At 60.3% G+C, this 24,125-nt stretch carries 21 protein-coding genes and 2 pseudogenes; 6 read left to right on the forward strand and 17 right to left on the reverse strand.

The window, feature by feature from the left end; translation table 11 throughout:
• Positions 1-28: 28 nt before the first annotated feature.
• From ACZ1HE_RS05955 to lpdA, 3 genes are read right to left on the reverse strand one after another with little or no spacing between them, the layout of a single operon-like run.
• Positions 29-1,402 (reverse strand): alanine/glycine:cation symporter family protein, encoded by a 1,374-nt coding sequence (locus tag ACZ1HE_RS05955; RefSeq protein ID WP_472619958.1) that lies wholly within the window; start codon positions 1,400-1,402, stop codon positions 29-31.
• Between the two features lie 49 nt (positions 1,403-1,451).
• Complete coding sequence (gene lipA / locus ACZ1HE_RS05960; protein ID WP_472619959.1) at positions 1,452-2,381, reverse strand: lipoyl synthase; 930 nt, start codon at positions 2,379-2,381, stop codon at positions 1,452-1,454.
• 13 nt (positions 2,382-2,394) lie between these two features.
• Positions 2,395-3,777, reverse strand: a complete 1,383-nt coding sequence (lpdA, locus tag ACZ1HE_RS05965; protein WP_472619960.1) for a dihydrolipoyl dehydrogenase — start codon at positions 3,775-3,777, stop codon at positions 2,395-2,397.
• 175 nt (positions 3,778-3,952) lie between these two features.
• Between lpdA and ACZ1HE_RS05970 the strand changes: the two genes are divergently transcribed.
• Positions 3,953-4,567, forward strand: coding sequence for a helix-turn-helix domain-containing protein (locus tag ACZ1HE_RS05970; RefSeq protein WP_472619961.1), 615 nt, complete (start codon positions 3,953-3,955; stop codon positions 4,565-4,567).
• A gap of 1 nt (position 4,568) precedes the next feature.
• Here the strand turns inward: ACZ1HE_RS05970 and ACZ1HE_RS05975 are convergent, their stop codons facing one another.
• Together ACZ1HE_RS05975 and pdxR are read right to left on the reverse strand one after the other, a co-directional pair.
• A complete protein-coding gene (locus ACZ1HE_RS05975; protein ID WP_472619962.1) occupies positions 4,569-5,396 on the reverse strand; it encodes a PhzF family phenazine biosynthesis protein in 828 nt (275 codons plus the stop codon).
• Positions 5,396-6,811, reverse strand: coding sequence for a MocR-like pyridoxine biosynthesis transcription factor PdxR (pdxR, locus tag ACZ1HE_RS05980; protein ID WP_472619963.1), 1,416 nt, complete (start codon positions 6,809-6,811; stop codon positions 5,396-5,398). The genes ACZ1HE_RS05975 and pdxR overlap by 1 nt, the downstream gene beginning before the upstream one ends.
• Before the next feature lie 94 nt (positions 6,812-6,905).
• Between pdxR and ACZ1HE_RS05985 the strand changes: the two genes are divergently transcribed.
• A complete protein-coding gene (locus tag ACZ1HE_RS05985; protein ID WP_472619964.1) occupies positions 6,906-7,616 on the forward strand; it encodes a GNAT family N-acetyltransferase in 711 nt (236 codons plus the stop codon).
• Between the two features lie 64 nt (positions 7,617-7,680).
• On the opposite strand, the gene ACZ1HE_RS05990 is transcribed toward ACZ1HE_RS05985, so the two are convergent.
• Positions 7,681-9,723, reverse strand: a complete 2,043-nt coding sequence (locus ACZ1HE_RS05990; protein WP_472619965.1) for a molybdopterin-dependent oxidoreductase — start codon at positions 9,721-9,723, stop codon at positions 7,681-7,683.
• Positions 9,724-9,892: 169 nt separating this feature from the next.
• Here ACZ1HE_RS05990 and ACZ1HE_RS05995 point away from each other — a divergent pair, with 169 nt between their 5' ends.
• Both ACZ1HE_RS05995 and ACZ1HE_RS06000 read left to right on the forward strand, forming a co-directional pair.
• Positions 9,893-10,759 carry a 2-dehydro-3-deoxygalactonokinase gene (locus tag ACZ1HE_RS05995; RefSeq protein WP_472619966.1) on the forward strand — a complete coding sequence of 289 codons (867 nt, stop codon included), beginning with the start codon at positions 9,893-9,895 and terminating at the stop codon, positions 10,757-10,759.
• A 132-nt stretch (positions 10,760-10,891) separates the two neighbouring features.
• Positions 10,892-11,122, forward strand: a pseudogene (locus tag ACZ1HE_RS06000) (hotdog domain-containing protein); the annotation flags it as partial.
• Between the two features lie 75 nt (positions 11,123-11,197).
• Here ACZ1HE_RS06000 and gph read toward each other — a convergent pair.
• The gene (gene gph / locus ACZ1HE_RS06005) at positions 11,198-11,854 is read right to left on the reverse strand and encodes a phosphoglycolate phosphatase (protein ID WP_472619967.1); all 657 of its coding nucleotides are present in this window, start codon (positions 11,852-11,854) and stop codon (positions 11,198-11,200) included.
• 311 nt (positions 11,855-12,165) lie between these two features.
• Between gph and hemP the strand changes: the two genes are divergently transcribed.
• Complete coding sequence (hemP, locus tag ACZ1HE_RS06010) at positions 12,166-12,333, forward strand: hemin uptake protein HemP (RefSeq protein WP_472619968.1); 168 nt, start codon at positions 12,166-12,168, stop codon at positions 12,331-12,333.
• Positions 12,330-12,803: a hypothetical protein gene (locus tag ACZ1HE_RS06015; protein ID WP_472619969.1), complete on the forward strand. Its 474-nt coding sequence runs from the start codon at positions 12,330-12,332 to the stop codon at positions 12,801-12,803. The genes hemP and ACZ1HE_RS06015 overlap by 4 nt, the downstream gene beginning before the upstream one ends.
• 67 nt (positions 12,804-12,870) lie before the next feature.
• Here ACZ1HE_RS06015 and ACZ1HE_RS06020 read toward each other — a convergent pair whose 3' ends face one another.
• From ACZ1HE_RS06020 to ACZ1HE_RS06065, 10 genes and pseudogenes are all read right to left on the reverse strand, one after another.
• Positions 12,871-15,939: an aminotransferase class III-fold pyridoxal phosphate-dependent enzyme gene (locus ACZ1HE_RS06020; protein WP_472619970.1), complete on the reverse strand. Its 3,069-nt coding sequence runs from the start codon at positions 15,937-15,939 to the stop codon at positions 12,871-12,873.
• 88 nt (positions 15,940-16,027) lie between these two features.
• Positions 16,028-16,906: an NAD(P)-dependent oxidoreductase gene (locus ACZ1HE_RS06025; RefSeq protein WP_472624371.1), complete on the reverse strand. Its 879-nt coding sequence runs from the start codon at positions 16,904-16,906 to the stop codon at positions 16,028-16,030.
• Positions 16,907-16,996: 90 nt separating this feature from the next.
• A complete protein-coding gene (gene cueR, locus ACZ1HE_RS06030; RefSeq protein ID WP_472619971.1) occupies positions 16,997-17,386 on the reverse strand; it encodes a Cu(I)-responsive transcriptional regulator in 390 nt (129 codons plus the stop codon).
• 10 nt (positions 17,387-17,396) lie between these two features.
• Positions 17,397-19,873 (reverse strand): annotated as a pseudogene (locus tag ACZ1HE_RS06035) (heavy metal translocating P-type ATPase).
• Positions 19,874-20,185: 312 nt separating this feature from the next.
• Positions 20,186-20,947: an SDR family NAD(P)-dependent oxidoreductase gene (locus ACZ1HE_RS06040; RefSeq protein ID WP_472619972.1), complete on the reverse strand. Its 762-nt coding sequence runs from the start codon at positions 20,945-20,947 to the stop codon at positions 20,186-20,188.
• On the reverse strand, positions 20,944-21,876 hold the full coding sequence (locus ACZ1HE_RS06045; RefSeq protein ID WP_472619973.1) for an SDR family oxidoreductase: 933 nt from the start codon (positions 21,874-21,876) through the stop codon (positions 20,944-20,946). Before ACZ1HE_RS06045 ends, ACZ1HE_RS06040 begins: the two co-directional genes overlap by 4 nt.
• Positions 21,873-22,043 carry a hypothetical protein gene (locus ACZ1HE_RS06050; protein WP_472619974.1) on the reverse strand — a complete coding sequence of 57 codons (171 nt, stop codon included), beginning with the start codon at positions 22,041-22,043 and terminating at the stop codon, positions 21,873-21,875. The genes ACZ1HE_RS06045 and ACZ1HE_RS06050 overlap by 4 nt, the downstream gene beginning before the upstream one ends.
• Positions 22,040-22,774, reverse strand: a complete 735-nt coding sequence (locus ACZ1HE_RS06055) for a bile acid:sodium symporter family protein (RefSeq protein WP_472619975.1) — start codon at positions 22,772-22,774, stop codon at positions 22,040-22,042. The genes ACZ1HE_RS06050 and ACZ1HE_RS06055 overlap by 4 nt, the downstream gene beginning before the upstream one ends.
• Entirely contained in the window at positions 22,771-23,517 is a 747-nt protein-coding gene (locus tag ACZ1HE_RS06060) for an NAD(P)/FAD-dependent oxidoreductase (RefSeq protein ID WP_472624373.1), read from the reverse strand. Before ACZ1HE_RS06060 ends, ACZ1HE_RS06055 begins: the two co-directional genes overlap by 4 nt.
• A 1-nt stretch (position 23,518) precedes the next feature.
• Positions 23,519-24,091, reverse strand: a complete 573-nt coding sequence (locus ACZ1HE_RS06065) for a flavin-containing monooxygenase (RefSeq protein WP_472619976.1) — start codon at positions 24,089-24,091, stop codon at positions 23,519-23,521.
• Positions 24,092-24,125 lie beyond the last annotated feature (34 nt).

Here is a 24,125-nt window from a genome sequence, read left to right on the forward strand (position 1 = left end):
CATGGAACGGCCCTCTCAAAAGTTTGGGTTACTCAGCAGCCGTGCTGTCGCCGCTTTCCGAGGCTCCGCCAGAGGCGAAGAATTCTTTGGTCAGCTTGAAGACAATCGGGCTCAGAAGGGCCAGAGCGATCAGGTTCGGGATCGCCATCATGGCGTTCAGCGTGTCCGCCAGCAGCCAGACAAAGCCCAGATCGGCGGTTGCGCCAAAGTAGATCGCGACGATCCACAGCACGCGGTAGGGCATCAGCGCACGAGCGCCAAAGAAGAAGCCCACGCATTTTTCGCCGTAGAACGACCAGCCCAGGATGGTGGTGAAGGCAAAGATCGACAGAGCGATAGCGATCAGTGCACCACCGATACCCGGCAGCGAGGTTTCAAAGGCCAGCGAGGTCAGGGCCGCACCGCTTTCACCGCTGAGCCATGCGCCAGAGGCGATGATGGCCAAACCGGTGATCGAGCAGACGATGATGGTGTCTATGAACGTACCCAGCATTGCCACCAGACCCTGATTCACAGGACCAGCAGTCGACGCGGCAGCGTGTGCAATCGGAGCGGAACCAAGACCAGCTTCGTTCGAGAAGACACCACGGGCCACACCAAAGCGGATCGCGGCCCATACGGCTGCACCGGCAAAGCCACCTTCGGCAGCGGATGGGGTGAAGGCGTGGGTGAACACCAGGCTGATCGCGTCGCCGATGGCGCCGATGTTGATCAGCAGAACCAGCAGACCTGCGATAATGTAGCTGACGGCCATGAAGGGCACCAGTTTACCAGCCACAGCACCGATGCGCGTGATGCCGCCCAGAATAACGGCTGCGGTCAGGACCATCAGAACAACGCCGGTTACGGATGTGTTGACGCCAAAGTTGCTGTCCAGAACCTGTGCCACACCGTTGGCCTGCACGCCGTTGCCGATGCCGAACGCGGCAATCGCGCCGAACAGGGCAAACGCAGGGGCCAGGAAGTACCACTTCGAGTCGAGGCCGTTTTTGATGTAGTACATCGGACCACCAACAAAGTTGCCCAGCTCATCTGTCTCGCGGTACTTCACGGCACAAACGGCTTCGGCATATTTGGTGGCCATGCCCACCAGGGCGGTCATCCACATCCAGAACAAGGCGCCCGGACCGCCCAGGAAGACAGCGGTGGCAACACCGGCGATGTTTCCTGTGCCGATGGTGGCCGACAGCGAGGTCATCAGCGCGTTGAACGGGCTGATCTGGCCTTCGCCTTGGCCTTCACGGCCTTTGAACAGCAGGCTGAAGCCCGTGCCCAGTTTCAGGATCGGCATGAATTTCAGGCCGACCTGCAAGAAGAAGCCAACGCCGAGGATGAGGACCAGCATCAGCGGCCCCCACACGACGCCATTGATGGCTCCTACGATTGAACTTAACGCTTCCATGGTTTCCCTCCCATTTGCGTCTGGTAATTTGCCTTGATCTTCGACCGCTTCAGGCGAGTGCCGTCAGACGAGCTTGTTTCAAGGCGGCAAAATCTTCGTCCGCGTGGAACGAGGATCTGGTCAACGGCGTTGCGGATACGCCGAGGAAGCCTTTTCCCTTTGCGATCTGTTCCAGCTGGGCGAACTCCTCTGGCGTCCAGAACCGGTCGATCGGGTGATGTTTGGGGGTGGGCTGTAGGTATTGGCCGACGGTCAGAAAATCGACCCCAGCCGCGCGCAGGTCATCCATGACCTGACGCACATCGTTCATTGTTTCACCCAGTCCGACCATCAGGCCGGATTTGGTAAAGACCTGCGGGTTGGCGCGTTTGGCGTCATCCAGCAGGCGCAACGACGTGTAATAGCGAGCGCCGGGGCGCACACGCGGGTACAGGTGCGGCACGGTTTCAAGGTTGTGGTTGAACACATCCGGCGCGGCGTCGAACACGGCCTGCGCGGCGTCGCCTTTGCCCAGGAAATCGGGGGTCAGCACTTCGATGGTGGTCGCTGGTGTCTGGTGGCGCACGGCGCGGATGGTTTGCGCGATGTGCTCAGCGCCGCCATCATCAAGATCGTCGCGGTCGACCGAGGTGATCACCACATGGCGCAGGCCCAGTTTCTTGACCGCCTGCGCAACGCGACCGGGCTCAAACACATCCAGCGCGTCGGGACGGCCGGTGGCGACGTTGCAGAAGGAACAGCCGCGGGTACAGGTCTCGCCCATGATCATCATGGTGGCGTGGCGCTGCGACCAGCACTCGCCAATATTGGGGCAGGCAGCCTCTTCGCACACCGTGGTCAGCCCATGATCGCGCATCAGGCGGCGGGTTTCGTAATACTCGGCACTTTCGATCTTTTTCTTGCGGATCCACTTGGGCTTGCGCGGGATCACGCTGTCGGCTTTCTTGGATTTCTCGGGGTGGCGAAGCTGGATGGTCATCTGGCGGTTCCCCTTATGCGTGAATGGCGCGACCAAGCGCGTCAAGGCAGGCTTCTTTCACTGCTTCACCCATCGCCGGGTGAGCGTGGCAAGTGCGCGCGACCTCTTCGACGGTAGCCCCTTTGGTCATGGCCAGCACCAGTTCAGCGATCAGATCGCCGCCGTGTGCGCCGCAGATGTGCGCGCCCAGAATTTGGCCGTCGAGTGTGGCCAGAACCTTGACCGCACCGTCGGTTTCGCCGGTCGAGCGTGCGCGCGAGTTCGCCATGAACGCAAACTTGCCGCTGAGATAATCTATGCCCGCTTCTTTCAGCGCCTCTTCGGTCTGCCCGACTGAGGCGACCTCGGGGTCAGTATACACGACACCGGGTACAGTGTTGTAATCGACGTGACCGTGCTGACCGGCAAGGGTTTCGACGCAGGCGACGCCGTCCTCTTCGGCTTTGTGCGCCAGCATCGGTCCAGGAACACAGTCGCCGATGGCATAGATGCCGGGGACCGAGGTCTGGAACGTGCCGTCGACCTCGATGAAGCCGCGCGTGTTGACCGCGATACCCAAGGCTTCGAGGCCCAGACCACGGGTGACGGGGCGGCGACCGATGGCGATCAGCACCTTATCGGCTTCGATCTGCTCGACTTTGTCCTTACCGACGCGCTCGACGGTCAGCGATAGGCCGGTGTCGGTTTTTTCAACGGTCTTGACCGCACGGCCCAGCTGGAACTTCAGCCCCCGCTTGGACAATGCGCGCTGCGACAGCTTGGCGATCTCGCCGTCGATGCCGGGCAGGATACGATCGAGGAATTCAACAACTGTGACCTTGGCACCCAGCCGTGCCCAGACCTGACCCAGTTCCAGACCGATGACGCCTGCGCCCACGACGACCAGATGCTCTGGCACTGCATCCAGCGCCAGTGCGCCGGTTGAACTGACCACATCAACCTCGTCGATCTCGACACCCGGCAGCGGGGTCGGTTCGGAACCCGTGGCGATCAGGATGTTCTTGGCTTCATACAGGTCGTCGCCAACCTTGACCTGACCAGGGGCGGGGATGCTGGCCCAGCCTTCGATGTGTTCAACGCCGTTCTTCTTGAACAGGAATGCGATCCCTTTGGTCAGATCGCCCACCACCTTGTCCTTGCGCCCCATCATGGCGCTCAGATCAATGCTGGCCCCCTCGACCGAGATGCCGTGTGAGGAGACATGGGAGAGTTCGGCAAACTTGGCCGAGGAGGTCAACAAGGCTTTCGAGGGGATGCAACCGACGTTCAGGCAAGTGCCGCCCAAGGCGCCGCGCCCTTCAACACAGGCGACTGACAGGCCCAACTGAGCCGCGCGGATAGCGGCGACATAGCCGCCCGGACCACCACCGATCACGATCAGATCAAATGCGCTCATGGCTGTCTCCTCCCCGAGATGGCGCGTAGCGGATTGTCGCCGAATGCGCCTGTACGCTGCGTTGTGACTCCTTTAGGAAACTTTTCCCCTTTAAGCAACAAAAACTATTGTTGAGAAATTTTGACTATGAACTAGGTCGTGGCTAAGCTCTGCGGAAAACAGGAAAAATGGGCGGATGGAACCAGTTCAACTAGAAGAGAGCGGCATTGCAGCCGAGGCAAACGAGGCCCCGGATGGCGAAGTTCTGGGCAAAATGATTCGCGATGCCCGCAAGGAAAAGGGCCTGACGCTGGAAGAGGCGGCCAAGGCAGCGGCCATTGGGCGATCGACCCTATCCAAGATCGAAAACAATCAGACCCGCCCCAGTTTCGAGATCATCCGCCGCCTGATGCAGACGCTGGAGCTGGAAACACCGCAGTTGTTTGTGCAATCCGCGCAAAGCGATATCTCCGGCCGCCGTGATTTCACCCGCAAGGGGCAGGGCGAGCACAAGGAAACCCCAACCTATGATCATGAGTTGTTGTGCAGCGAGCTGACCAGCAAACGCATGGTGCCCTATATCAGCACGATCAAGGCCCGCGATGTGACCGAGTTTGAAAGCTGGGTGCGACACCGGGGTGAAGAGTTCATGTTTGTTCTGGGCGGCGAGCTGACACTTTTTACCGAGCACTACCGGCCGCTGAAGATGAAGGCTGGGGATTCCGTTTACTATGACAGCGGCATGGGCCACGGCTGTGTCTCGACAAGCGAAGAGGACGCAACTGTTCTTTGGGTCTCGTTGGAGGGCTGAGTTACAGGGTGACGGTGCCGTTGATCAGAGTGTGGCTTTGTCCGCCGATCCAGACGATGCCATCGCGATAGTCCGCATAGACGCGACCGGTGCGACCGATGCATGTGCCTTGTGCGATCACTTTTGGTCCGGTCCAATCGCCGGATTCATATTTCCAGCAAGCAAGGGCGGCGTTCAGCGATCCGGTGATCGGGTCCTCGCTCATGGTACTTGCAGGGCCAAGGTTGCGCACTTCAACGTCTGCTTCGCCTCCCGCTCCAATCAAAGCAACGCCGCGAAACTCGGGTCCGCGCGTGGTGAATGGTTTCACCGCCAGCACGTCCGCGGCGTTTTGCAATTCGATCACCTGCCACGTGGGGCCATTGTTCAGCAGCGCGGTGCGGGTGATCCGGTCGCGAGGCAGGGCAAGTGCATCGCAGATGCAGTCCACCTGTTCCGGAGCTAGTGTGCCCACCGCGGTTGTAGGGGCCGCAAAGGCGGGCATCTCGCCAGTCTGGTCAATCTCGACCAGGCCAACGCCGCACTCTTGCACAACGATACCTGCGCGTTTCGGCGTACCCCCTGCGGCGAGCCAGGCCGCACAACTGCCCAACGTGGGGTGGCCTGCAAAGAGCATCTCACCTGACAGCGAAAAGATGCGAAGGCGATAATCTGCACCCGGCGAAGTTGCGGTCTGAATAAACGTGGTCTCGGCCAAGTTGGTCCAGGTGGCAAAATCCTGCATCTGTTGATCGCTCAGCCCATCCCCATCCAGCACAACCGCCAGCCCGTTGCCTTGGGTCGGAGTGGGTGTGAACACATCAACTTGCATGAAACGACGGGTCTGCATCAGCGGCTCCGGTGTAAAGGGTCGAATATCTGTTCAAGACGGCTGAGGGCCTCTTCCAGTTCTTCGATGGAAAAGCCGCAGTACCCCAGAAGGAAACCATTATAGTCTGCGCCATCTGCGCAGAAGTGCGACAGGGTGTCGACATTCAAGCCCAGCTTGTGCGCGCGCGTTGCCAGCGTCGTGTCGTTGAGCCCGTCACGCAGGTGAAAAGCCACCTGCATTCCTGCCTGATGATCCACCAGTCGCCCCACATCGGAAAAGTCCCGTGACAGCCGGTCAAGCAGGTACTTGCGCCGTTCGTCGTAGGTGCGGCGCACGCGGCGCAGATGTCGATAGAACTCGCCGTCGCGAATGAACTCGGCCAAGGCCTGCTGCGGCATGTAACTGGCGTGCAGGCCGAAGTGTTCGAGCGAAGTGCGGAAGTGATCCGTCAACGCCTGCGGGACGATCAGATAGCCAAGACGCAGAGTATTCGAGAAGATCTTGGAGAAGCTGCCGACATAGATCGTGCGGTTCAACCGGTCGAACCCCGCCATCGCTGGGATTGGACGTCCGGCATAGCGAAACTCGCTGTCATAGTCGTCTTCGATGATCCAGCCGCCGGTGCGATCGGCCCATGTGATAAAGGCTTGCCGCCGGTCCGGTGACATGGCTCCCCCCAGCGGAAACTGATGCGAGGGGGTCAGCACGGCCAGACGAACGTCCTGTTCCGGACGGGGGAGTTGCGCACCATGCTCGTCGACGGGCAGGAAATGCGTCACCAGTCCGCGTGCATCTGCAAAGCGGCGAAGGGGCGGGTAACAGGGGTTTTCCAGTCCGATGCCCTCACCACGCTGGGCCAGCGTTCTGGTGCAAATCTCCAGCGCGTCTGCCGAGCCTGCGGTGACAATGATCTGTGCCGGGTCGGCCGTGATCCCGCGCCACTCGGCAACGTGCCCGGCGATGGCCTGACGCAGTTCGAAATTGCCAAAGGCCGCGCCGCCCAACAGCATGGCCTGCGGATTGGTGCGGCAGACCCGCGCCACCGACTTGGCCCATTGCCGATAGGGAAACAGCCGCATGTCGGGATAACCCGGCGCAAAGGGCAGGCGGGTGGGCGCGGCCTCAGATCGTGTCGTGCGGGTGGGCGCCGGGTTGGGGGCAGTGAACTCAACGCCTTCCATGGCGCGGATGGTATAGCCGGAACCTTGCAGGCTGCTCAGATAGCCTTCGGCCACCAATTGCTCGTACGCAGTCACGACAGTTGAACGCGACACCCCCAGTTCCGTTGCCAAAGCGCGGGTCGCAGGCAGGCGCGCACCATGCAGCAGCTCGCCCCGCGTGACCCTTTGGCGGATGTGGTCGCAGATCTGCTCGAACACGGGCGTGCGGGCCTCGCGGTCGATGGAAAAGGCGATGGCGGGTGTTTGGGTCATCGAATTGGTCTGCTCAAATCGTTATTCTTTGGACATTAACGGCGCGCCGAATGTGGTGCAAACCCGCAGTTGGCACTAAGAAACGGAGAGCGTCATGACGCAGCGGATGAATGAACACGGTCAACCCATCGGCGCTTCGGTGCCGAACTGGGCCGGATGCGACAAGCCCGGCGATGCGCCAATGGAAGGGCGGTTCTGCCGGGTTGAGTGTCTGAACCCCGAACGGCACGGTGCGGACCTGTTCGGCGCCTATAGCCATGATGAGACAGGGCAGCTTTGGACTTATATGCCGGTTGGTCCCTTTGTGGACGATCGTGCCGGGTTTGACGCCTGGCTGGCCGACGCAGCGATCAGTCTTGATCCGCTGTTTCACACCATCATTGATGTGCGCAGCGGACGGGCGGTTGGTGTGGCCAGCTTTTTGCGCATCGCGCCGCAGGCTGGTACGATCGAAGTGGGGTTCATAGCATTCTCTCCACTCCTGCAGCGGACGCCGATCGCCACCGAGGCGATGTTCTTGATGATGAAACGTGTGTTTTCCGAGCTGGGTTATCGCCGCTACGAATGGAAATGCGACGACTTGAATGCTCCTTCCAAGCGCGCGGCAGAGCGGTTGGGCTTTACTTATGACGGCACATTCGAACAGGCGCTGGTCTACAAAGGAAGGAACAGGGATACCGCATGGTATTCGATCCTGGACCGAGATTGGCCGCAAATTGAGGTGGGATTCAACGCGTGGCTTGCACCCGAGAATTTCGATGAGCAGGGGAAACAGCGACAGTCCTTGGGTGCTTTGATGTCGTGATAAAAAAGGCGAGATCTTCGGACCATCGAAAATCTCGCCAGGCAGGGAGCTGGGCAAATAGTGCTCAGCTTAATCTCACATCCACAAAGGTTTCGTTGTAACAGGCGCCGTCTTCGATATCGGTGCGGATGCCTGCCGGGATCAGCGCGTTGGCGGTCAGGCCGGTTTTTGATGTGGCCCGCCATGTGCCCTTCGGGCTGTACAGCACACCGGGGCGGGTGGCGTCCGTGACGGAAAGTGTGAAACTCACCTCTCCTTGCCCGTTGAACACCATAACCTCTGCCCCGTCCTGCAGGCCTAGTTCCTGGGCGTCTGCGGGGTTCATCTCGACCACTTCGGGTCCAAGGCTGTCGGCATGTCCGCCAAAGGTGGCGTTGGTACGCTTGGCCGAGGATGGTGTGATCAGGGCAAAGCGATGGTCTTGCGGGACCGGTTCATAACGCGGCACGCCATAGCCAAACCGGTCTTGCAGATTTTGGCTGAACAGTTCAATCTTGCCGCTTGGCGTGGCGGGGTGGACGGTGTCGCACATGATCATGTCGGCACCATCTTGGGTCTTCATGCCGATGGCACGATCTACTGCGATTTCGCTGGGACGTTGGCCGTTTAGTTGCGGATGGGAGCGATCCATCGCCTGATCCATCAGATCGCGGTCACTGGCCAGGAACTCTGGCCCGTCAAAACCGAATTTTGACGCAAGGCGCCGGAAGATTTCAGTGTTGGGCAGGCTCTCCCCGACCGGAGGAATGACCGGAGCCGCCCGTTGCAGATAGTTCTGCCCATAGGCGCCAAAGATGTCGTCATGTTCGAAATGAGTGCAGGCGGGCAGGATCACGTCGCACAGCATCATGCTGTCGGTCATTGCCACATCGCAGCCCGCCACAAACAGATCCTCGCACATCAGCGCCTTGATCATGTTTGCCTGATCGGGGTGGGTCGCCACCGGGTTGTGGTTGTAGATCATCGTCGCCTTGATCGGTGGGTCCAGTGTCTCGTCCTGCAGCTTTTCCGCAATGTCCACGATGTTGAACACCCGCGTCCCTTCAGGGATCAGATGTGATCCTTGCAGAATGTCCGTGGTCTTGGGCACCGAAAGGCCGGATTTCGCAATCACGCCTGCGCCCAAGCGCCCATGCTGACCAGTTAACGCCTGCAGCGCCATCGCCGACCGCAGGCCGGAACCGCCGGAGCGCCCACGCTCCATCCCGTTGCCAAGCGAGGTGGCCATCTTGCCCGCGGCCATGATCCAATCGGCCAATTGGTGGAACTGGCCCACAGGGACGTGGCAAATCGTTTCGACGTCTTCGACTGAATAGCTGCGCGCCTGTTCCATGTAGGCATCAAAACCCACAGTCCATTCGGCGATGAAAGCCGTATCCAATGCGTCCCGCCGCTCAAGTTCAGCGGCCAGAGCCATGGCAAGGATCACGTCGGTGCCGGGATGGATATGGACGTGCATATCGGCCTGTTCGGCCTGTTTGATCCGCTTGGGGTCGATGACCACAACGCGGGCACCTTTGCTACGCGCCTCTTTCAACACACGCGTCATGTGCAGGTTCGACACCGTGACGTTGTTGCCCCAGACCAGGATCAGATCGGCATGCACCGCCTGTTCGGGCGGCATGCCCGGAGCCGCGCCGTAGAGACTGCTGTAAGCAGTGCCGCGCACCGCACCACACAACGGGCCGCGATTGAGCAAGGATGCGCCGAGTTTGTAGAAGAACCGCCGGTCCATCGAGCCGCCTGCAAGTTCCCCATGCGGACCCGCATAGTTGAACGGCAGGATCGACTGCGGCCCATGCTCGGCAATGGCTGCAGAAAACTTGTCATGAATGATATCCAGGGCGTCGTCCCAACTGATGCGCTCAAACTGACCACTGCCGCGCGGGCCAGAGCGTTTCATCGGGTGGGTCAGGCGTTTGTCCCCATGCACGAAATCAGGATAGGCCCGCGCGACCTTGTTGCAGATCACTCCGGCGGTATAGGGGTTCGCTCCCGAGCCTTTCACCTGCGTGATCTGGTCAGCCTCGACAGTGATGTTCAGGCTGCAAGTGTCGGGGCAATCCAGCGGACAGACGCTGGGGAGGATTTTGGCTTGCTGGGTCATGACAGAGTCCGGGCGTTGCTGTGTTTGAGATAGGATAGCGCTGCCATTTGGTTGTGCAGAACGGCCAAAAGGGCAAAATCTGACCAGACCAATTGGATTGGTTTGGTTGGCTTGTGGCAGGCCAGCACGGAATCCGTTATGGCACATTGACCGCAAAGCAGGAGCAGACATGGATACCTCGCCCGAATGGATCGCAGTTGATTGGACGCCTGTGCGCAGACGGGCCTGGGCTATGCGTGGCGATACGGTTCTGGACACGGTCACTCAGGTTGGTTCGGTTGATGCCTCGCGCCCAGCCGAGGCATTGCTCGGGTTGATCTCAGGTTTTTTGTCAGACAGGGCGATCGATGTGATGACTTGTGGCACGCTCGGTCCGGTGGGTGCTTTGGTGCCTTGCGAGCCGCTGTCAGACGGGGCGTGGTCGGTGGATATCGGCGATGCGCGGGTGCGCCTGCGCGGGGTCTCGGGCTTACGTCAGAAGCAGCCGGTCGACCTGATGCAGGGCGATGAGACCCGCGTGGCTGGGTTTCTGGCGCTGAACGCTGATTGGGACGGGGTGATCTGTATCCCCGGTGAATACAGCCGCTGGATCCATGTCAGCGCCGGAGAGATCGTGAGCTTTCAGACCTTCATGACCGGCGTGGTCGCGGCCACCTTGCTGGATCGCGCTGTGCCTGATGCGCGTGCGGCCCGTGTGGATAGCGCGACTTTTGCCGAGTCGGTCGACGATGCCATCGCCAAGCCCGAGCGCGTCATGGCGCGCGTTCATTCCATTCATGCCGAGTCTGTGCTGGACGGGCTGGAACCCGAGATTGCCCGCGCGCGTCTGCTCGGCGGGTTGATCGGCGCGGAACTGGCGGCGGCGCGTCCGTTCTGGCTGGGTCAGCAATTGGCAGTGGTGGGCGAGGGCGAGCTGGCGCAGCTCTATGTCGATGCCCTGTCGGCTCAAGGTGCCCCAGCAGCCTTGGCGGATGAGCCGCGTGTGACACGCGCCGGGTTGGCGACCGCTTGGCGCACTTTGACCGCGGCCTCTTGAGCCCCCGCGAGAAACACCCGACAGTGCGCGCAAACAGATAGGAGCAGCCCCTTGGCCTTTGACGTCCAGATCCCGGTTCGGTTCAAACATTGCGACCCTGCAGGGATCGTGTTCTTTCCGCGTTATTTCGAGATGATCAACGATGTGGTCGAAGATTGGTTCGCGCAGTCGCTCGGAACCCCGTTCGAGGCGCTGGTCAAAGAAAACGGCGCGCCAACGGTCGAGATTTCAGCCAACTTCACAGCACCCAGCCTGCATGGTGATGTGCTGGATTTCCGCCTGACGCCCACGCGTTTGGGGCGATCCAGCGTGAGTTATGAGATCACTGCACATTGCGGGGTCGAGTTGCGGCTGACAAGCAAGGGCACTGTTGTTCACATCCAACGGTTGGGCAAATCGGTTCCCTGGCCCGATGACATCCGCGGGCAGAATCGAGGCTCAGCTGCCGAGCAGTTGATCTATGGCGGTGAGCAGTCCGTCGCTGTCATCATAGGTGGTATGGTGAGGCAGCTGATCCACCGGCGTCTTGCGATAGCCTTTGGTGAACAGAAGAAACGGAACACCTGCGCGATGTGCGGTTTCGGCGTCGACCTCGCTGTCGCCGACATAGATCCGTTGCGCGGCTCCCAAGGCGTCGAATGTGGCGTGCAACGGCGCCGGGTCCGGTTTGCGTTGGCGCAGGCTGTCGCCGCCGATCACCACGTCAAAGAACCGCGCCAGATCAAGTGCGTCCAGCACATGGCGGGCCGGTGCTTCGGGTTTATTGGTACAAAGACCCATTTTGAGGCCGCGCGCCTGGAGTGTTTCAAGCACCCTGATGATGCCGGGGTAAACTACCGTCAAAGCAGTTGAGGCGCGGTTGTAATGCGCCAGAGTTGCTGCCGACAGTTCTGAGTGGCGCCCCATGTCCAATCCGACGTGCTGGATCACCAGTTTCACCAGATGCGGCAGGCCATTTCCGACAAATGAGATCACTGTCGCAAGGTCCAGCGATTCGTAACCCTCGTCCGCGAGCATGGCGTTGACGGCGGCGGCGATGTCGGGCGCGCTGTCTACGAGTGTTCCATCCAGATCAAAGACGATGCTTGCAGTCATGGGCCAACTCCTTCGTTTCCGCCTTGAGTGACAGGGCCAAGGGTCAAGTGCAAGTGCGCCCGTCTGCATAATTCTGCAGACGCAAAATTGCATGCTTGACATACCTTACTATTTTTATCAGATTATACATCAACAACACCAGCCAACCCATCTTGCCAACCTGCTTTGCAAAGGGTCAGCCAACATCGCAACCCAGTCCGATCTCTGGTTCGCTACATGCAAAGCATTGAATTCACATGTCTGTTTCCCCGAGCCCGGACAAATGTCCCAGCCACCACTCGCATCCAGTCCAAAGCTCAGGAGATGATCCAATGAACGCGCAAACCTCTACTCCGACCGTCGGTTACCCCGTATCCCTGCTGCCCGCCCACAAGGCCGAAGAACTGACCAAGGGGGGCAATCTGGCCCATATCGAACTGGGCGATCAGCTGTACACGCTGCGCATCACCCGCGCCGGCAAGTTGATCCTGACGAAATGAGCGGCACACCTCGGGGCGGGGCGGCTGTTGGTCGTCTCGCCGACCTGGCCCCAGTCGAAGCAGGCGCTGTGATGTATCTGCGGATGTGGAGCGACAGCGCGCATTCACGTGCCGATGCCGCCAGCGATTTCGACCTTGCCTTGGGGCGGGGTTTGGGCAAATCGGCGATGTCCAATCTCGAGCAGATCTGTTCGCTGTGTGCCTCGCATGGACGTCGCCCGTTGATCCGGCACGGATTGGGTTGTTCCTGTCTGGGTGCAGATGAAAGCTGTTTTGCGCAGATGATCGGTGCCGCAGCAGATGGCCAGCACGAAGACGCGATGATGATGGCCGCTCTGATCGTGCGGCCCGACTTTGCGCCGTCTCTGGCGGCTTTGTCAGAACAATTTGGACTGGCCCTGCGGCGCATGACCCTTCCGTTTCAGCAAGGGCGGGTGACACGTTCCCCAACGCCATCAGTTTTGCACTGACAGCATTAAAGCCTTTTCAAAAAGTCATACCTGCCCCGGCTCTCCCTCAGAGTCGGGGCAATTTCCGTCAGCAGCAAGAACAGCCGTGATGGTGGTGTTCATGCCCACAGTCGTGATCATGCGCGGGCGCAAAATCACCCACCTCTAGCAACACTTGATCTAAGGTCAAAAGGATCATTTCGACGTCGTCTTCTTCGATCGTCAGAGGCGGGCGGATTTTCAGGATGTTGTCCTTGGGGCCCTCGCTGCCAATCAGGATGCGGTGATCGCGCATCCGGTTTTTGACGTATTTGCAGATTTCGGTGCCTTCGGACCCGTCCGTGTTGATCAACTCTAAGCCCAAGAACAGCCCCATGCCTCGCACATCTCCAACACAACCATGTTTGGCTTCAAGCACCTTAAGGCCCGTCATCAGAGTGTCGCCCATCCGGTGGGCGTTGTCCTGCAACCCTTCGTCATCGACGATGTCCAGCACCTCTTTGCCGATCCGGCAGGACAGCGTCGAGCCACCAAAGGTAGAAAAGAATTCGATTCCGTTGTCAAAGCTTTGGGCGATCTCTTTGGTGGTGACCAGCACACCCAAAGGGTGCCCGTTGCCAATTGGTTTGCCCATGACCACGATGTCGGGCAGGGCGCCTTGGTGTTCGAACCCGAAATAATGCTCTCCAAGACGGCCCAGTCCAGTTTGCACCTCATCTGCGATGCAAACCCCGCCAGCGGCGCGGATCTTCTCATAAACTGCAGGCAGATAACCCTGTGGTGGGATGATCTGACCCCCAACCGAGGGGAAGGTTTCGGCTATGAACCCTGCCAACCCTTGACCGCGCTGCTGCAGCGCGGCAATGGCCGGATCGACCAGATCGGCGAACTTCTGGGCCCGATCCGGGTCGTCGCGCTTGAAGCTGCCGCGATAGTCATCTGCCACCTCGACCAGTTCGACCCAATCGGCCTGACCAATGCCACCCGGTTTGTTGAACTTGTAGGCTGAGATCGCGACAGCTGCGTTGCTGTTGCCGTGATAGCCGTGATCCGGGGTCACAATCCCCTTTTTGCCGGTGTGTGCCCGCGCCAATCGCAAGGCCAATTCATTCGCCTCGGTCCCGGAATTGACGAAAAAACAGACCTCCAGATGGTTCGGCATCTTCGACAGTACCTTGTCAGCAAAGGCCGTTTGCGCCGGGTGCAGATAACGGGTGTTCGAGTTCATGCGTTTCAGCTGATCGGCTGCGACCGCCTGAATGCGGGGATGGGCGTGACCAACATGGGGAACGTTATTGTAGGCATCCAGATAGGGCCGCCCCCATTCGTCGAACAGGTGATGTTTCCAGCCGCGCACCAACATGACCGGATCGTCATAGGTCAGGCTCAGGTTGCCGCCGAAATGGTCCTGCCGCCCTTGCAACACGCCACTTTTGTCAGTGGGCTGAAAGAACACTTTGTCATCGGGCAGGTTCAGCATTGCCGCCGGATTGGGGCAGACGGCGTGCCACAGATACATCTCATCCGGGTCACCCACGCCGGGCCAGTCGTCCTCCATCCCGTCAGTCGTCAGGGCCAGTTGGAAATGCACATGTGGAGCCCAACCGCCGTTCTGTGTGTGATCTCCCAGCCGCGCAAAGGCGGACCCGCGCGCCACCGGATCACCCGGTTTCAGACGGTCGCAAACTTCGGGGTCAAGATGACCGTAGAGCGTGTAGAAGGCGTCACCTTCGGGCGTTTCGTGATGCAGGATGACAACGCCGCCATAATCCAGATGCCCGGTGCGGTTTTCTACGACCTCAACCCGTGCGCTCATCGGTGCATAAAGCGGCGTGCCAGCCGGGGCAAAGACATCAACCGCCAGATGCACAGTGCGACGGTCGCTGGCCTTCCACGGGCCCTTGCGGAACCCCGGTTCGGCATAGATCAGGCGCGGTTCGCTGTAATAGCCCAACCACCAATCGGGGCCAAACTCCTCGCCCACACGTGCCGCCTCGTCCAGTGGCATGTGGAACGGGTTTTGCGGCCAGGTCGAGTTTTCGACCGAGAGCGAACCCATTGGCACATCCGCCAGGTCGCGACCAAAGAGATCGGCAAACTCGCCCCGATGTTCCTCCAGATAAGTAAGAACTCGGTCGGCCCCGTCGGTCACGGGCAGGTAACACGCCGCCCGCAGTCGCGCCGACATCAGGCCACCGTTGACTGCGTCATTCTCTAGGAACCGCCATGCGGGGGCTTGAGAAATGGTCACGTAAGGATCGTCTGGGTTTTCTCGCGCCATCAGGGTCGAATTCACCACCGACACCGCCAGCCGCATCCGCAAAAGCGGCCAGACCAGATCGACCTCTTGCGCGCTCAGGCGTCCGGATGCGTGATAGCCTTGTACGAGGGCTCCTAACGCGGCTTCGGGGTTGGGATGATCCAGCACAATGTAGGCGCCACAGATCGCCAGATCGCAGATGCGCGGCGCAGCGCACATGTCGCCCAGATCAATCAGGCCCGAAATCTGCTTGGGCGCGCCTAATTCGCCCTCGACCAGAATGTTGTAGTCATTGGCATCGTTGTGAATCGCTTGTTTAGGCAGGGCCTCCAACTCGGGCTTGATCGTCGCAAAGACCTCGGCGATCTCCCCCAACAGTGCCCGCCGTGCCGGATCTTCGACTGCATCCAGATTGTCGGCGATCCAACTGCCCTGCATCAGATCCCACTTGAATTCCCGCGCAAGCCCGTCGTGCTCGAACCCTTTGAGCGCCCGTCCGGTTGCGCCCAGAACCCGACCCAGTTTGACGATCAAGTCCAGCGGTTTTGGGTTGGATTTGGCGTAACACTCGCCCGGCAGCCGTTCGAGCAGCCAAGCCAGACGCGGCTGCCCGCTTTCATCGGCAATCTCTGGCAGCAACGCTCCGTCGATTGTCGGGAACACCTTGGGGAACGGCAGGCCAGGTGCCGCCGCCGCGATGTGCTCCAAAGCCTTGACCTGCATGTCGACAAGATCGGACGCACAGCCCGCCCGCATGACCTTGAGCACATAGTCCTGCCCATTGGTGGCGCGCGCCAGAAAGTTCAGGTCGTATTCACCGTCCAGCCGTTCCAGTTTGGCCTCATGACCCCAATGTTTGCGCAGGGCAGCCGCCCAAAATTCCAAATCCACGCTCATATTTCGCGCCTTCCTTGGGCAACTTCACCCTTTTGAAAATACTCCGGGGAGTCGCACAGCGACGGGGGCAGCGCCCCCTGATCCGCTCTCAGTCCAACGCCTTCAGACGTTTGAACAACGATGAGGTATCCCAGCGACCACCGCCCATTTTCTGCACGTCCTTGTAGAACTGATCGACCAGTGCAGTGACAGGCAGAGAAGCCCCGTTTTCATCGGCCTCGTCCAGACAAATCCCCAGATCCTTGCGCATCCAATCGACGGCAAAGCCATAGTCGAAATGATCATCCAGCATCGTCTCGTGCCGGTTCACCATCTGCCAGCTACCCGCAGCACCCTGGCTGATCACCTCGACCACGGCGCGGCCATCAAGACCGGACTTTTCGGCAAAATGCAGCGCCTCGGACAGACCTTGCACAAGCCCTGCGATGGCGATCTGGTTGGCCATTTTGCAACGTTGACCGGCTCCTGCTTCGCCAATGCGGCGACAGATTTTGGAATAGACTTCCATCACGGGCAGGGCGGTGTCGTAGGCAGCTTGGTCACCGCCACACATGATCGACAGCACACCGTTTTCAGCCCCTGCCTGACCGCCCGAGATCGGGGCGTCGACAAAGGACAGGCCAGCCGCTGTGGCGATATCACCCAATTCGCTTGTGACCTTGGCTGAAACAGTGGTGTGATCGACAAAGATCGCCCCCGCTTTCATGGCCGAGAACGCCCCTTCTGCGCCGGTGCAGACCATGCGCAGGTCATCATCGTTGCCAACGCAGGCCATGACCAGATCGGCATCTTTGACGGCTTCGGCCGGGGTGGCCCCAAATGCGCCACCGTGTTCGGCGGCCCAGGCTTCGGCCTTGGCAGTGGTACGGTTGTAGACAGTGACTGAATGCCCGGCGGCTTGCAGGTGGCCCGCCATGGGATAACCCATGACCCCAAGGCCCAGAAATGCGACGTTTGCCATAGTGATGATCCTCTCGGCTGTGCGGTCCCTTTCCCCAAGGGTCGCTCTCGCGCAGAGACAAATCAAAGCTGGCGGCGCAGGGCAACCCCCGTTTGTTCAACTGGTGCCACCTAGATCCTGTAAGATCGGGCAATCGGGGCGATCATCGCCTGCGCAGCAGTCCACCAGATGGGTCAGCGTATCGCGCATGGCCTGCAGATCGGCGATCTTGGCCTCGATCTTGGTCAGGTGCGATCTCGCCACTCGCTTGACGTCAGAACTGGCGCGGGTCTCATCCTCGTATAGCGCCAGCAGGGTCCGGCAATCTTCGATGGTGAACCCTAAGGCGCGGGCGCGTCCCAGAAAGGTCAGCTTGTGCAGGTCCTGTTCGCGAAACTGGCGATAACCGTTGTCGCTACGGCCCGGAACGACAAGGCCGATGTCTTCGTAGTAACGGATGGTCTTGGGGGGCAGGCCGGTTTTGGTGGCGACGTCTCCGATGTTCATAGTTGGCCTCTCATTCTGCTGGCGCGGGTTCGAGCGTGGCTGCGGTTTGGGTCGCAGGCGCGGAGCGGGCTACAAACCGCAGCCGCAGGGCGTTGGTCAGGACAAAAACGCTCGACAGGGCCATGGCGCCAGCCGCCAGCATCGGCGACAGAAGCGGCCCGCCAAAGGGATACAGGACACCGGCCGCCACCGGGATCAGCAGCGTGTTGTACCCAAAAGCCCAGCCCAGGTTCTGGCGGATGTTGCGCAGGGTGTGACGCGAGATTTCATAGGCGTTGGTCACACCCGATACGTCGCCCGACATCAGCACCACATCCGCGGCCTCAATCGCCACATCCGTGCCGGTTCCGATGGCGATGCCCACATCGGCCGAGGCCAACGCGGGTGCGTCATTGATCCCGTCGCCGACAAAAGCCACCGCACCAAAGCGGGCGCGCAGATCGGTCAGAGCATCGACCTTGCCGCCGGGCATGACCTCGGCCACCACATGATCGATCTGCAACTCGGCGGCGATGGCCTGAGCGGTTGCTGCATTGTCGCCGGTGATCATGGCAACGGTCAGTCCCTGGGCGTGCAGGGCGGCAATGGCGTCGTGGCTTTGCGGTTTGATCGGATCGGCCACGGCCAATGCGGCGGCAAGCTTGCCGTCGATGGCCACATAGAGAGGTGTTTTGCCCTTTGCCGCCAGTTCTTGCGCTTGGGGCTCAAGCGCTGAGACGTCGATGTTCTGCCGCGTCATCAGGCGATCTGCACCAATCAGGACCGAGCGACCTTCGACCTTAGCCCTCAGGCCAAGTCCTGTGAGCGATTCAAATGCGGTCACATCAGGAAGGGGGCAGGCGCAGCGTGTGTGATGGCGCGCGCGATTGGGTGTTCCGACGACGCTTCGGCAGCGGCGGCAAGGCGTAGAACCTCGTCACGGTCAAACCCTTCGGTTGTGATCAGATCAGTCAGCTCAGGGCGTCCCATCGTCAACGTGCCGGTCTTGTCAAAGGCCACGACGCGGGTGTCCTGCAAGGCTTGCAGCGCGTCGCCTTTGCGGAACAGCACCCCCATTTCAGCGGCCCGCCCGGTGCCCACCATGATCGAGGTCGGTGTGGCCAGACCCATGGCGCAGGGGCAGGCGATGATCAGCACGGACACACCAGCCACCAGCGCCATCGACAGCGCCGGGTCAGGACCAAAGATCAGCCACACCAGAACGGTCAGTGTAGCGGTTGCCAGAACGGCAGGCACAAACCATGCGGTGATGCGGTCGACCATTCCCTGGATCGGCAGTTTGGCGCCTTGTGCCTGTTCCACCATGGCGATGATTTGGGCAAGAACCGTGTCGGCACCAACCTTGGTGGCTGTGACACGCAATGCGCCGGTGCCGTTCAACGTACCACCAACGACTGTTTTCCCGGCGGATTTGAGAACCGGAACAGGCTCGCCAGTGATCATGCTTTCGTCGACATAGGTCTGACCGTCCAGCACCGTGCCATCCACGGCGATGCGCTCGCCGGGGCGGACGTGCAAAAGGTCTCCGGTCACGATTTCGGCAATGGGACGTTCGGTGACGATGCCATCGACCTCGACCCGCGCGGTTTTGGGTTGCAGGCCGATGAGCTTGCGAATGGCTGCGCCTGTGCGCCCCTTGGCGCGCGCCTCAAGCAGGCGACCAAAGAGGATCAGGACCACGATCACCGCCGCCGCCTCAAAATAGACGTTGGCGGTGCCTGCGGGCAGCAGGTCTGGTGCAAATGTTGAAATAACCGAGAACCCATAGGCCGCAAGCGTCCCGATCGCGACGAGGGCGTTCATGTCCGGAGTGCCACGGAAGAGGGCAGGCAGGCCTTTGGCATAGAACATGCGGCCCGGACCGATCAGAATGACGCTGGTCAAGGCAAACTGGATCAGCTGGCTGGTCTGCTGCCCAATGGTGGCGTGGACCCAGTGGTGGAAGGCAGGGATCATGTGCCCGCCCATTTCCAGCACAAATACAGGCAGCGCCAAAAGGGCCGCAAAGAGGGTTTGGCGGGCGAGCGTTTGGATTTCCTCGGCCTTGCGGTCAGTGATCTCGGACGTCTCGCTTGGCGGTGTGGCTGCATAACCAGCTTGGGTGACGGTTGCTGCCAGGATGCTTGGGTCGGTCGTGCCGGTGGCGAAGGTTACGCTTGCGGTTTCTGTTGCCAGATTGACATTGGCCAAGATCACACCGGGTGCTGCCAAGAGGGCGCGCTCGACCCGACCGACACAGGAGGCACAGTTAAGCCCTTCGACGGTCAGTTGGGTGTCTTGGGTCGCGATAGGATAGCCTCTGTCTGACAAGGCCGCAGCAATGTCGACAAGTGACGCATCATGGCTGACTTGCGCCGATTCGCTGGCAAAGTTCACTTGCGCCTGATCGACGCCTGGTAAAGCGTTCAGGACAGCCTCGACCTTGCCCACGCAAGACGCGCAGCCCATGCCGGTGATCTGGAGCTTTGTGGTGATGTGGTGCGACATATCCAAGGCCAAACATTTCTTGAGTCGTGCCTCAGATAAGGGTTCCAGTTAGGGGAAGGTCAAGGGGGAGCTATGTGTCTCTGGTCTTAGCCGCAATTCCAGAAGGCCGGGGAGCTCCCGCCCGTCGGTCGTGCATCAAAGATGCCCTCCTCCCGTTGGGCCGGGCCTCGCTCCGCTCGGCGGTCGGTGCTTGGGGCGAGCCAGTTGCACCAAGCGGGACCGCGCCGCGCCGCAGGCGAGGCGCCTGGCCCAAGACCGCCAGTGATTTTGGCGAAGCCGGGATCAACGCGGGCGCGGGAGTTCCCCGTCCTTCTAGTGCTGACCGTCGATCTGGCGTTCCATCAGCCGTTGGAACAGGCGCGGGGACAGGCTGTTGACCCACCACGCAGCGCGCGCGATGCGGCCGACCGGGATCATCGGGCGGGATTTGCGCAGGCCGGTCAGGATTTCGGCGGCTGCATCCTGGGGTGTCATATAGTCCATCCCGTCGGTGGCCGATCCGGGCCGCGCCGTTCCGTCCTCCTGCCTCTGGTCATTGCCGATGTTGGTTGCCACAAAGGACGGCGCGGCGATTAGGGTCTGTACGCCATGTTTCTTTTCTTCTGACCTCAGCGATTTGAAAAACCCCTCGAGCGCGTGTTTTGACGCGGCATAGGCGGTGCGGTGATAAAGCGGCGAGAAGCCAGCCACGGAAGAGATCGCCAGATGTGTGCCCTTGGCCGCGCGCACCGGCTCCAGCAGATGTCGCGCCATGGAAACAGCCGCGAAATAGTTGATCTCGAACACCTTGCGGTGGCTGACATCATCAGTGGCGTCAAAGGCGCCGATCTGAGTGATGCCCGCATTGTAGACCGCCAGATCGACCTGTGGAAACCGCATGGTGATCTGTTCCATGGTTGCGCCAAGTTGCTCCATGTCAGTCAGGTCGCATTGCATGGGGATCTGCGTATCGCTCGCCTCTAGCGTCGAGATGTCCAAGTCGATCAGCACAACTTGCCACCCGTCAGCCTGTAAAGTTGCCGACAGCGCGCGGCCCAAACCGCCCGCTCCCCCAGAAATCACCGCTGTTTTCATTTGATGGCCTGCTTTCTCCAGAACTCGAAGACCTCGATACTGGTCTTTTCGGGTGTGTAGCCAAAGTCCGCTTTCAGTGCGTCATTGGCCAATACGGGACGGTATTGCAGGAACCGCACCTGCTCGGGCCCGTATTGCGACAGGCCCAAAGGTCGCGCCACGGCCAATGCGGCCTTGAGCGCCCATGCGGGCAGGCGCAGCACCGGTTTGTCCAAAGCGCGTGCCAGATCCGTGACCCCCATCGAACCGTCGCCTGAGACATTGTAGATGCCCGTTGGACCATCGGTGGCAGCGCGCGCGATGATGCGAACCAGATCGCGGGTCCAGATGAAAACAAAAGGGCTTTCGCTGCCTCGCACCGCCAACAGCCGGGGTTTGTGAAACAGCGCGGTGATCTGGTTTTCCGTTCCCGCGCCCAGAACAGTGCCCACGCGCAGAATGACCTGCTCGAGGTGTGGTGCGGTCTTGCGCGCCTCGGCCAGCATCTCTTCGACCTGACGCTTGTGGTCGGAATAGGGAAACTCGGGGTTGCCACGCACCGGATCGCTTTCGCGCAGAGGCACCGGATTGTCAGCGTGATAGCCATAGGCCGCGCCCGAAGACGTCACCACCAACCGCCGCACGCCATGTTTGATACAGGCGTCCAGCACGTTTCGGGTGCCGGTCACATCGACGTTGTAGGCGAAGTCGCGCCCTGTACCCTTGGGCGGCGTCACGATCGAGGCGAGATGCACCACCACATCCGGTTTCACCTTCGCGATTACGCGCTCAGGATCGCCGCCTGTGACATCCATGCGAGCATAGCTGACGCAATCAGGCAGTGGATCGGGCGGGGTCAGATCGGTGGCAAAAAGCTGATGTCCCTTCACCTCTTCCAACAAGGCCCGCCCCACCATTCCCGCGGCGCCAGTTACAAGGATGCGAGTCATCGTTCCGCCTCGGTCCGGGACATGACCGCCGCCAGACCCAACCCCGTGACCGCATGCCAGATGCCCCAGAACGCTGCGACAACCGCCATGCCACCAAGCCCATTGAAGAAGGCAAAGATCAGCACCAGCCCAAGGCCCGAATTCTGTATGCCGGTTTCAATGGTCACGGCGCGGCGATTGAAAGGGGACAGGCGTGCCAGAGTGGCCACAGCGTACCCGCCCCCAAAGCCAGAGCGTTGTGCACGATGACAAGCCCGGCAACTGCTCCAGCGAAGGCCAGGAAAAACCCCCAGTTGGCCGCCAGAGCGAGAACGATGAATGCGATAAAGATCCCCATGGACAACAGTTGCAGCGGCCTGCGCAGCCGCCGTGTCAGATCAGGGCGCCGCAAGTTCAGCTGAATGCCCAGCACCAGCGGCAGAATCAGCATCAGCCCCACAGTGATCGCGATCTGCACCGGGTCAATCTGCGTTTCTTGCAGGATTGCGCGGGTGGGTTCGTACAGGCCGCCCCACAGCGCGATGTTGATCGGGGTCAGCAGGATCGCACCCACCGTGGCAAAGGCTGTCATTGACACCGACAAAGCTGCATTGCCGCCCGCGCGGTGAGTGATGAAGTTCGAGATATTGCCACCAGGACAGGCCGCGACCAGGATCAGTCCCAAGGCTATCGAGGGGCTGGGTTCGGTCAGCAGAACCAGGCCGAAGGTCAGCACCGGCAGCAGGATGAACTGGGAGCACAACCCCACCAGAAGCGGCTTGGGCGCGCGTCGCAACGCACTGAAATCGTTGGGTTTCAAGTCAATGGCGATTGAGAACATGACCACCGCCAGAATTGCATTTAGCAAGGTCAGAGAGCCGGGCGAGAAATTCAACGTAATGTCGTCTATGCCGGTCATGCCTGCGCGCCTTTGCTGAGTTTGGTAATCCAACTGGTGACGGCGTTGCGATAGGTGGCTTTGTCCACATAATACGCCATGCGCGCGAGCTTGAGGTAGTTCATGCCGCCCGTGGCGCGTTCAAAGCCATTTGCTTTTTCGGATTTCAACGATCCGGCAACCGAGCAACCTGTTTTCAGACCCTTGATGTAGTGCACGATCATCTCGGCCTGCTCGTGGCGACCCTGCCAGCCAAGCCCGCTGGCCTCGACCATGCCCAGAACAAACAGGTCATCCCGCTCGGGGTGCATGGCGTTCAGATACAGATGCGGCGCGTCGCCCTGCCAGTTCAGCAATTCGCGGTCGATGAATGGATAGTGTAGTTTGTACCCCGTCGCGGACAGGATCATGTCGTATTCGTCTGATGAGCCATCGCGGAAATGCACGGTCTTACCGTCCAGCCGCTCGATATCCGCCCGAATGCGCAAATCGCCGTGGCCCGCGTGATAAAGCACCAGCGAGTTCACCACCGGGTGGCTTTCGTAGAGCTGATAATCAGGCTTGGGAAACCCGTACTTCTGCGGATCGCCCACAAACCATTTCAGGATCATCCCGTCGATCCGGCGTTTCAGCCACATGGGCAGTTTGATCAGCCCACCCATTGTGTCGGCTGGTTTGCCAAAGACGTATTTGGGCACAAAATAGTAGCCCCGCCGCATTGACAGATCACACAGCTTTGCATGGTGGATCGCATCTACTGCGATGTCACAGCCTGAATTGCTTAGCGCCCACGATCAACGTGCGCTTGCCGTCAAATTGGCTGGGGCGGCGGTACTGCGAGGAATGGATCAGCTCACCGTCAAACTGCCCCGGAAAGTCAGGCATGTTCGGCTCGGATAAGGTGCCGTTGGCGATCATGACGCCCGCAAACTCGGCCGTATGATCGCCATCGACGTCCCGCCAGGTGACGCGCCACCCATCACCTGGTCCCCCCAGTGGCTCAGTCTTCAACACCTCGGCGTTGAAGGTGTAGTGATCGCGCAGACCGAAATGATCAGCAAAGGCGCGAAAGTAGTTACGAAGGTCGCGGTGTGACGGATACTCGGCCACGTCCTCGTCCATCGGAAAGTCCACAAACTCGGTCATGGTCTTGGAAGAGATCAGATGCGCGGTCTCGTACATGGTCGATTTTGGCCCGTCGATGTCCCACAAGCCCCCCACGTCCGAGTGCATCTCGAACCCGCGAAAGGGGATGCCTTGTTCCTTGAGCACCTTGGCCATGGCAAGCCCCATCGGGCCCGCCCCGATCAGGGCGTAAGCAGCGCGCGTTTCCGACATGTGACCTCCTAAAAAACTGACGCTTAACTTGAAC

Source organism: Falsiruegeria sp. JB4-1 (genome assembly GCF_055693495.1).

Excerpts from the sequence above, each read along its gene's own strand:
- gph (WP_472619967.1), bottom strand. The coding sequence starts at position 11,854 with ATGACTGCAAGCATCGTCTTTGATCTGGATGGAACACTCGTAGACAGC.
- lipA (WP_472619959.1), bottom strand. The coding sequence starts at position 2,381 with ATGACCATCCAGCTTCGCCACCCCGAGAAATCCAAGAAAGCCGACAGC.
- ACZ1HE_RS06020 (WP_472619970.1), bottom strand. The coding sequence starts at position 15,939 with ATGAGCGTGGATTTGGAATTTTGGGCGGCTGCCCTGCGCAAACATTGG.
- ACZ1HE_RS06040 (WP_472619972.1), bottom strand. The coding sequence starts at position 20,947 with ATGAAAACAGCGGTGATTTCTGGGGGAGCGGGCGGTTTGGGCCGCGCG.
- ACZ1HE_RS05975 (WP_472619962.1), bottom strand. The coding sequence starts at position 5,396 with ATGCAGACCCGTCGTTTCATGCAAGTTGATGTGTTCACACCCACTCCG.
- ACZ1HE_RS05985 (WP_472619964.1), top strand. The coding sequence starts at position 6,906 with ATGACGCAGCGGATGAATGAACACGGTCAACCCATCGGCGCTTCGGTG.
- ACZ1HE_RS05990 (WP_472619965.1), bottom strand. The coding sequence starts at position 9,723 with ATGACCCAGCAAGCCAAAATCCTCCCCAGCGTCTGTCCGCTGGATTGC.
- pdxR (WP_472619963.1), bottom strand. The coding sequence starts at position 6,811 with ATGACCCAAACACCCGCCATCGCCTTTTCCATCGACCGCGAGGCCCGC.
- lpdA (WP_472619960.1), bottom strand. The coding sequence starts at position 3,777 with ATGAGCGCATTTGATCTGATCGTGATCGGTGGTGGTCCGGGCGGCTAT.
- ACZ1HE_RS05955 (WP_472619958.1), bottom strand. The coding sequence starts at position 1,402 with ATGGAAGCGTTAAGTTCAATCGTAGGAGCCATCAATGGCGTCGTGTGG.
- ACZ1HE_RS06045 (WP_472619973.1), bottom strand. The coding sequence starts at position 21,876 with ATGACTCGCATCCTTGTAACTGGCGCCGCGGGAATGGTGGGGCGGGCC.
- cueR (WP_472619971.1), bottom strand. The coding sequence starts at position 17,386 with ATGAACATCGGAGACGTCGCCACCAAAACCGGCCTGCCCCCCAAGACC.
- ACZ1HE_RS06055 (WP_472619975.1), bottom strand. The coding sequence starts at position 22,774 with ATGACCGGCATAGACGACATTACGTTGAATTTCTCGCCCGGCTCTCTG.
- ACZ1HE_RS06065 (WP_472619976.1), bottom strand. The coding sequence starts at position 24,091 with ATGTCGGAAACGCGCGCTGCTTACGCCCTGATCGGGGCGGGCCCGATG.
- ACZ1HE_RS06015 (WP_472619969.1), top strand. The coding sequence starts at position 12,330 with ATGAGCGGCACACCTCGGGGCGGGGCGGCTGTTGGTCGTCTCGCCGAC.
- hemP (WP_472619968.1), top strand. The coding sequence starts at position 12,166 with ATGAACGCGCAAACCTCTACTCCGACCGTCGGTTACCCCGTATCCCTG.
- ACZ1HE_RS05995 (WP_472619966.1), top strand. The coding sequence starts at position 9,893 with ATGGATACCTCGCCCGAATGGATCGCAGTTGATTGGACGCCTGTGCGC.
- ACZ1HE_RS05970 (WP_472619961.1), top strand. The coding sequence starts at position 3,953 with ATGGAACCAGTTCAACTAGAAGAGAGCGGCATTGCAGCCGAGGCAAAC.